Origin of the sequence: Streptomyces sp. NPDC058086, assembly GCF_042885015.1 — a bacterium.
In the GTDB taxonomy this organism is placed as follows: domain Bacteria; phylum Actinomycetota; class Actinomycetes; order Streptomycetales; family Streptomycetaceae; genus Streptomyces.
The window spans coordinates 38,116-44,851 of record NZ_JBHVST010000010.1 but is presented as its reverse complement, the minus strand read 5'-3'; the positions used below and the strand labels follow the sequence as shown (position 1 = coordinate 44,851).

The 6,736-nt window shown below is 71.2% G+C and carries 5 protein-coding genes; 3 read left to right on the top strand and 2 right to left on the bottom strand.

Annotated features, from left to right (window positions below; translation table 11 throughout):
- The first annotated feature begins 502 nt into the window (after positions 1-502).
- Positions 503-4,033, top strand: a complete 3,531-nt coding sequence (gene mfd, locus ACFVWD_RS10390; RefSeq protein ID WP_389594995.1) for a transcription-repair coupling factor — start codon at positions 503-505, stop codon at positions 4,031-4,033.
- A 48-nt stretch (positions 4,034-4,081) separates the two neighbouring features.
- On the opposite strand, the gene ACFVWD_RS10385 is transcribed toward mfd, so the two are convergent.
- Positions 4,082-4,570: a TetR/AcrR family transcriptional regulator gene (locus tag ACFVWD_RS10385; RefSeq protein ID WP_389594993.1), complete on the bottom strand. Its 489-nt coding sequence runs from the start codon at positions 4,568-4,570 to the stop codon at positions 4,082-4,084.
- Between ACFVWD_RS10385 and ACFVWD_RS10380 the strand changes: the two genes are divergently transcribed.
- Positions 4,517-5,404, top strand: a complete 888-nt coding sequence (locus ACFVWD_RS10380) for a hypothetical protein (protein WP_389594991.1) — start codon at positions 4,517-4,519, stop codon at positions 5,402-5,404. The genes ACFVWD_RS10385 and ACFVWD_RS10380 overlap by 54 nt on opposite strands.
- A 184-nt stretch (positions 5,405-5,588) precedes the next feature.
- Here the strand turns inward: ACFVWD_RS10380 and ACFVWD_RS10375 are convergent, their stop codons facing one another.
- Entirely contained in the window at positions 5,589-5,777 is a 189-nt protein-coding gene (locus ACFVWD_RS10375; protein WP_389594989.1) for an Rv0909 family putative TA system antitoxin, read from the bottom strand.
- Between the two features lie 162 nt (positions 5,778-5,939).
- Between ACFVWD_RS10375 and ACFVWD_RS10370 the strand changes: the two genes are divergently transcribed.
- Complete coding sequence (locus tag ACFVWD_RS10370; RefSeq protein WP_389594987.1) at positions 5,940-6,668, top strand: HNH endonuclease family protein; 729 nt, start codon at positions 5,940-5,942, stop codon at positions 6,666-6,668.
- Positions 6,669-6,736: the final 68 nt, after the last annotated feature.

Here is a 6,736-nt window from a genome sequence, read left to right as displayed (position 1 = left end):
CGGCCCAGGACGGCCGTGACCGGCGGGGGTATGGGGACGCTGTCGGTTCTTGGGGCGGTGGCGGTGGCGGTGTCTGTGTCGGCGGGGGTCGGGTTCGAGCTCATGCGGCTCCCGGTACGTGATCACGTGTCACGGGGTATACGCCGGGGACGTGGGAAGTGGTTGACGGTTGAGGGTGGGGTGTGGTGCGGGTCACTTCCAGTGGGGTGGGGCGGGGCGGGAGCCGGGCTGTTCGGCTGCGGGGCGGTGGGGGCTGGTCGCGCCCCGCGGCGGAGCCGCACATGGACACAGCGCACATGGACACAGCGCACATGGACACAGCCCCGCGCCCCTGAGACGGGGGCGCGCCCCGATTCCCCGACGGGCCGTCGCACCGGGGCCGGGGGCCGTCCACCTCTTGCGTCTCACAGGGAGCGCGGCGCCGTCGTAGGCTGGACAACCCCGGCCCGTCGAGACGTGTCGGGCGGTTCGCGTTGCCCTCTCTCCGGGATGGAAGCCCTTCATGAGCCTGCACGGTCTGCTCGACGCCGTCGTCAAGGACGCCGCCCTCGCGGAAGCGGTGAAGGCCGCCACCGACGGCAACCGGATGCACATCGACCTGGTCGGCCCGCCCGCCGCCCGCCCCTTCGCGGTGGCGGCCCTGGCCCGCGACGCCGGCCGCCCCGTACTGGCCGTGACGGCGACGGGACGTGAGGCCGAGGACCTGGCCGCGGCGCTCAGGTCCCTCCTCCCGGCCGACACGGTCGTGGAGTACCCGTCGTGGGAGACGCTCCCGCACGAGCGGCTCTCCCCCCGGTCGGACACCGTCGGCCGCCGTCTCGCCGTGCTGCGCCGCCTGGCGCACCCGCGCCCCGACGACCCCGAGACCGGCCCGGTGTCGGTCGTCGTCGCCCCGGTACGTTCGGTGCTGCAACCGCAGGTCAAGGGCCTGGGAGACCTGGAGCCGGTCGCCCTGCGGACGGGGCGGAGCGCCGACCTGGGCGGGATCGTCGAGGCGCTCGCGGCAGCCGCGTACTCCCGGGTCGAGCTCGTCGAGAAGCGCGGCGAGTTCGCCGTACGCGGCGGCATCCTGGACGTCTTCCCGCCCACCGAGGAGCACCCTCTCCGGGTGGAGTTCTGGGGCGACGACGTCGAGGAGATCCGTTACTTCAAGGTCGCCGACCAGCGTTCCCTCGAGGTCGCCGAGCACGGACTGTGGGCGCCGCCCTGCCGCGAGCTGCTCCTGACGGACGAGGTGCGCCGGCGGGCGGCCCGGCTCGCCGAGGAACACCCCGAGCTGGGCGAACTGCTCGGCAAGATCGCCGAGGGCATCGCCGTGGAAGGAATGGAGTCGCTGGCTCCGGTCCTCGTCGACGACATGGAACTGCTGCTCGACGTCCTGCCCAAGGGCTCGATGGCCATCGTCTGCGACCCGGAGCGGGTGCGGACGCGGGCCGCGGACCTGGTGGCGACCTCGCACGAGTTCCTGCAGGCGTCCTGGGCGGCGACGGCCGGGGGTGGCGAGGCCCCCATCGACGTCGGCGCGGCCTCCCTGTGGGCCATCGCGGACGTCCGCGACCGGGCGCGCGAGCTGGACATGATGTGGTGGTCGGTGTCGCCGTTCGCGGCCGACGAGGAGCTGGACGCGGACACCCTCAAGCTCGGCATGCACGCCCCCGAGACCTACCGCGGCGACACGGCCAGGGCGCTCGCCGACACCAAGGGCTGGCTCGCGGACGGCTGGCGCACGGTGTACGTCACCGAGGCGCACGGCCCCGCCGCCCGTACCGTCGAGGTCCTCGGCGGCGAGGGCATCGCGGCCCGCCTCGACGCGGAGCTGACCGAGCTGACGCCCGCCGTGGTGCAGGTCGCGTGCGGTTCGATCGACTATGGCTTCGTGGACCCGGCGCTCAGGCTCGCCGTCCTCACGGAGACCGACCTCTCCGGCCAGAAGGCGGCAGGCAAGGACGGCGCGCGCATGCCGGCCCGCCGCCGCAAGACCATCGATCCCCTCACGCTCGAAGCGGGCGACTACATCGTGCACGAGCAGCACGGTGTCGGCCGCTACATCGAGATGGTGCAGCGGACCGTCCAGGGCGCGACTCGCGAATACCTGGTGGTGGAGTACGCCCCGGCCAAGCGCGGCCAGCCCGGCGACCGCCTCTACATCCCCACCGACCAGCTGGAACAGATCACCAAGTACGTCGGCGGCGAGGCCCCCACCCTGCACCGCCTGGGCGGCGCCGACTGGACGAAGACCAAGGCGCGCGCCAAGAAGGCGGTCAAGGAGATCGCGGCGGACCTGATCAAGCTGTACAGCGCGCGCATGGCGGCCCCCGGTCATGCGTTCGGTTCCGACACCCCTTGGCAGCGCGAACTCGAGGACGCCTTCCCGTACGCGGAGACCCCCGACCAGCTCACCACCATCGCCGAGGTCAAGGAGGACATGGAGAAGACGGTCCCGATGGACCGCCTGATCTGCGGCGACGTCGGCTACGGCAAGACGGAGATCGCGGTCCGCGCGGCCTTCAAGGCGGTGCAGGACGGCAAGCAGGTCGCGGTCCTGGTGCCGACGACGCTGCTGGTGCAGCAGCACTTCGGGACCTTCTCCGAGCGCTACTCGCAGTTCCCGGTGAACGTCCGCGCCCTGTCCCGCTTCCAGACCGACACGGAGGCGAAGGCCGTCCTGGAAGGCCTGCGGGACGGCGCGGTGGACCTCGTCATCGGCACCCACCGGCTGTTCTCCGCCGAGACCAAGTTCAAAGACCTGGGCCTGGTCATCGTCGACGAGGAGCAGCGCTTCGGCGTCGAGCACAAGGAGCAGCTGAAGAAGCTGCGCGCCAACGTGGACGTCCTGACGATGTCCGCCACCCCCATTCCCCGTACGCTCGAAATGGCGGTGACGGGCATCCGGGAGATGTCCACGATCACCACCCCGCCGGAGGAGCGGCACCCGGTGCTGACCTTCGTCGGCCCGTACGAGGAGAAGCAGATCGGCGCGGCCGTCCGCCGCGAACTGCTGCGCGAGGGCCAGGTCTTCTACATTCACAACCGGGTCGAGTCGATCGACCGGGCGGCGGCGCGGCTGCGTGAGATCGTCCCCGAGGCGCGTATCGCGACGGCGCACGGCCAGATGGGGGAGCAGGCTCTGGAGCAGGTGGTCGTCGACTTCTGGGAGAAGAGGTTCGACGTGCTGGTGTCGACCACGATCGTCGAATCCGGCATCGACATCTCCAACGCCAACACGCTGATCGTGGAGCGCGGCGACAACTTCGGTCTTTCGCAGCTGCACCAGCTGCGCGGTCGGGTGGGCCGAGGCCGTGAGCGCGGCTACGCCTACTTCCTGTACCCGCCGGAGAAGCCTCTGACGGAGACCGCGCACGAGCGGCTCGCGACCATCGCCCAGCACACGGAGATGGGCGCGGGCATGTACGTGGCGATGAAGGACCTGGAGATCCGCGGCGCGGGCAATCTGCTCGGCGGCGAGCAGTCGGGTCACATCGCGGGCGTCGGCTTCGACCTGTACGTCCGCATGGTCGGCGAGGCGGTCGCGGACTACCGGGCCTCCCTGGAAGGCGGAGTCGAGGAGGAGCCGCCCCTGGAGGTCAAGATCGAGCTGCCGGTCGACGCGCACGTCCCGCACGACTACGCGCCGGGCGAGCGGCTGCGTCTGCAGGCCTACCGCGCCATCGCCTCCGCCAACACGGAGGAGGACGTCAAGGCCGTACGCGAGGAACTCACCGACCGCTACGGCAAGCTGCCCGAGCCGGTGGAGAACCTGCTGCTGGTAGCGGGCCTGCGGATGCTCGCGCGGGCGTGCGGCGTCGGCGAGGTCGTGCTTCAGGGCAACAACATCCGCTTCGCACCGGCGGAGTTGCGCGAGTCCCAGGAACTCCGCCTCAAGCGGCTCTACCCGGGCACGGTCATCAAGCCGGCCGCCCACCAGCTCCTGGTGCCCCGCCCGAAGACGGCGAAGGTCGGCGGGAAGCCGCTGGTCGGGCGGGAGTTGCTGGGGTGGACCGGGGAGTTCCTGGCGACGATTCTCGGGTCGTAGGGGTTGGAGGAGTCGTACGGATCGGCACGCTGGTGGTGGAGGCCAGTGTCACGCCGACGGTGGCTGGAACAGCATTCCCGTCAGGATGCGGAAGACCTCCTCGGGGTCCTGGTCGCCGACCGCGCCGTCCAGGTTGTGGCCGAGGAGCAGCGTGGCGAAGCCGTGGGCCAGGGACCAGGCGGCGACTCCGGCGAGGCGGGGGTCGGTGCCCGGTTTTGGCACTCGGTCGGAGACGGCCTGGCGCAGGCGGTCCGCGGTCAGGGCGCGGGCCGTGGTCAGCTCCAGGTCGTTCTCGCGCAGCAGCTCCGGCGTGAACATGACCTGGAAGTGCGCGGGGTGCTCACGCGCGAAGCGTACGTAGTGGACGCCCGCGTCCCGTAGGTCCGTGGCCTCGGTGAGCGCGGCCGACAGCAGCGCGTGGCCCTCGGCCGCGATCGCCGTGAGCAGGCCGGTGCGGTCCTTGAAGTGGTGGGCCGGAGCCGCGTGCGAGACGCCTGCCCGGCGGGCCAGGTCGCGCAGGTGCGCCGTCTGTGGCATCTGCTGGAGCCCCTGCACGCCGTGCTCTACTACGCGCCGGAGGTCTTCGAGGAGTCGGCCGCGCTCGGGTACGCCGGGTCGGCGGAGGAGCGCTGGCCGACGTACTTCCCCTTCCGTGCCGCGCCGTTGGGGGCGGTCGGGAGCGAGCGCGTGTCCTCCGCCTTCTACAGCTTCAGCCCGCGGATGGTCGCCGCGCACATGGACTCCGCGTGGGACATCGCGAGCCCCGCGGACGTGCTGAAGGCGAGGGAGCGGGGGATGGACCGGGCGTACCGCGCGATATTCGGCGACCGCGCGGCGAGCCCCGAACTCGTCGAGGCCGCACGGCTGTTGCGCCGCGCCGCCGAGGCCGCGAACACCGCGGGTCGGCCCATGGCCGCGGCCAACGCGGAGCCGGCGTGGCCGGCCGCCCCGCACCTCCAGTTGTGGCATGCGACGACGATCCTGCGCGAGCACCGGGGCGACGGCCACCTCGCGGCGCTGCTCGTCGCCGGGCTCGACCCCGTCGAAGCGCTCGTCTCCTTCGCGGCGATCGGCGCGGCCTCCGTCGAGCGCTTCGAGAGCCGTGGCTGGAGCGCGCAAGAGTGGAGCGCCGCCCGTGAACGCCTCGCCGCGCGCGGCCTTGTGACCGAATCCGGCACCGCCACACCCGCGGGCCGCGAGCTGCGCGCCGAGGTCGAACGCCACACGGACGAACTGGCCGCCGCGCCCTGGCTCGCCCTCACCCCGGCCGACCGGAGCCGACTGACCGAGCTGCTCGGTGAGTTCTGGGTCGCGGTGCTGGGTTCGGGGCTGCTGCCGTCGGAGTCCACGCTGGGGATCGGGAAGGTGTGAAGGGAGAGTGTCGGGGTGTGGGAGTGCGTGGGGGCGTGAGCTGTGAGCGTGAGTGCGTGCGGTGCCGGGCGGCGCAAGTGAAGCCGCCCGCGGGAGTGGAGCTTCGCGGACGGCCTCGGTGTCACGGGTCGATCGGTGGGTGTGTCGTGCCTCGCGCGTCTGAGCGGCTACGGCTGACCGGGGACTACGGCTGATCGGGCCGGTCGGTCGGTTCGCGGTCCATGCCCGCCGCGCCCTCGATCTTCTGCTGGGCGTCGTCGACCTGGTCCGTGTACTTGTTGCCCGTCTTCTCGTTGATCTCCCGTTCCCCGGCGTCGGACATGTCCTTGCCCTTGGACTTCGCCTGATCCTTGAATCTGTCGAAGATGCCCATGCGGGAGCTCCTTCCGGAGGTATGTCACCCCCGACGATACGCCCGGCGTGCACCTATTGCCCGTTGAAGGAGGGTATGGCCTGGGCATACCCGCCGCTACCGTGGGCACCAGGGAAACGCGCCCTGTGCAGGGCGGACCCGGGGAACAAGGGGAGGGGCGTCGTGGTGCGTCTGAGGGGTGGGGCGGCGGCTGCCGCACTGGTGCTGTTCGTCGTCGGCGCGGGGGTCAGCGGCTGCAAGAAGGACACCACGGGTTCCGCCGGCCCGCAGGGCACGGTGGCCGGCGGCGGCGCCGCGCTCACCGCCGTGGACTCGCTGACCGTCAAGGGGCGCGCGCCCAAGACGGGCTACAGCAGGGCGAGGTTCGGCACGGCCTGGGCCGACACGGACTCCAACAAGTGTGACACCCGCGACGACATCCTCAAGCGGGACCTGAAGAACGTGAAGTTCACCGGCGGCACCTGCAAGGTGGTCTCCGGGGCGCTCGACCCGGACCCGTACTCCGGTAAGGAAGTGACGTACAAGCGCGGCCGCAGTCTGGTGGACATAGACCACCTCGTCGCGCTCTCGGACGCCTGGCAGAAGGGCGCCAAGTACTGGGACGCGAGCAAGCGGATAGCGCTGGCCAACGATCCGCTCAACCTGCTGTCCGTCGACGCGAGCACCAACCGCAGCAAGGGCGACGGCGACACCGCGACCTGGCTCCCGCCCAACAAGAGGTACCGCTGCGCGTATGTGGCCGCGCAGGTGGCCGTGAAGAAGAAGTACGGGTTGTGGGTCACCGGCGGGGAGAAGGCCGCGATGAAGAAGGTGCTCTCCGAGTGCCCCGGCCAGAAGCTTCCCTCGGGCGGCAATCCGACCCAGGCGCCGAAGCGGTTCACCGCCAACTGACGTCGTTTCATACCGCCCGGCGCAAGGGCAAGATGGCGAGAATCTGTCAAGAAGGTGAGGAGCCCGCA

Excerpts from the sequence above, each read along its gene's own strand:
- mfd (WP_389594995.1), top strand. The coding sequence starts at position 503 with ATGAGCCTGCACGGTCTGCTCGACGCCGTCGTCAAGGACGCCGCCCTC.
- ACFVWD_RS10385 (WP_389594993.1), bottom strand. The coding sequence starts at position 4,570 with ATGCCACAGACGGCGCACCTGCGCGACCTGGCCCGCCGGGCAGGCGTC.
- ACFVWD_RS10375 (WP_389594989.1), bottom strand. The coding sequence starts at position 5,777 with ATGGGCATCTTCGACAGATTCAAGGATCAGGCGAAGTCCAAGGGCAAG.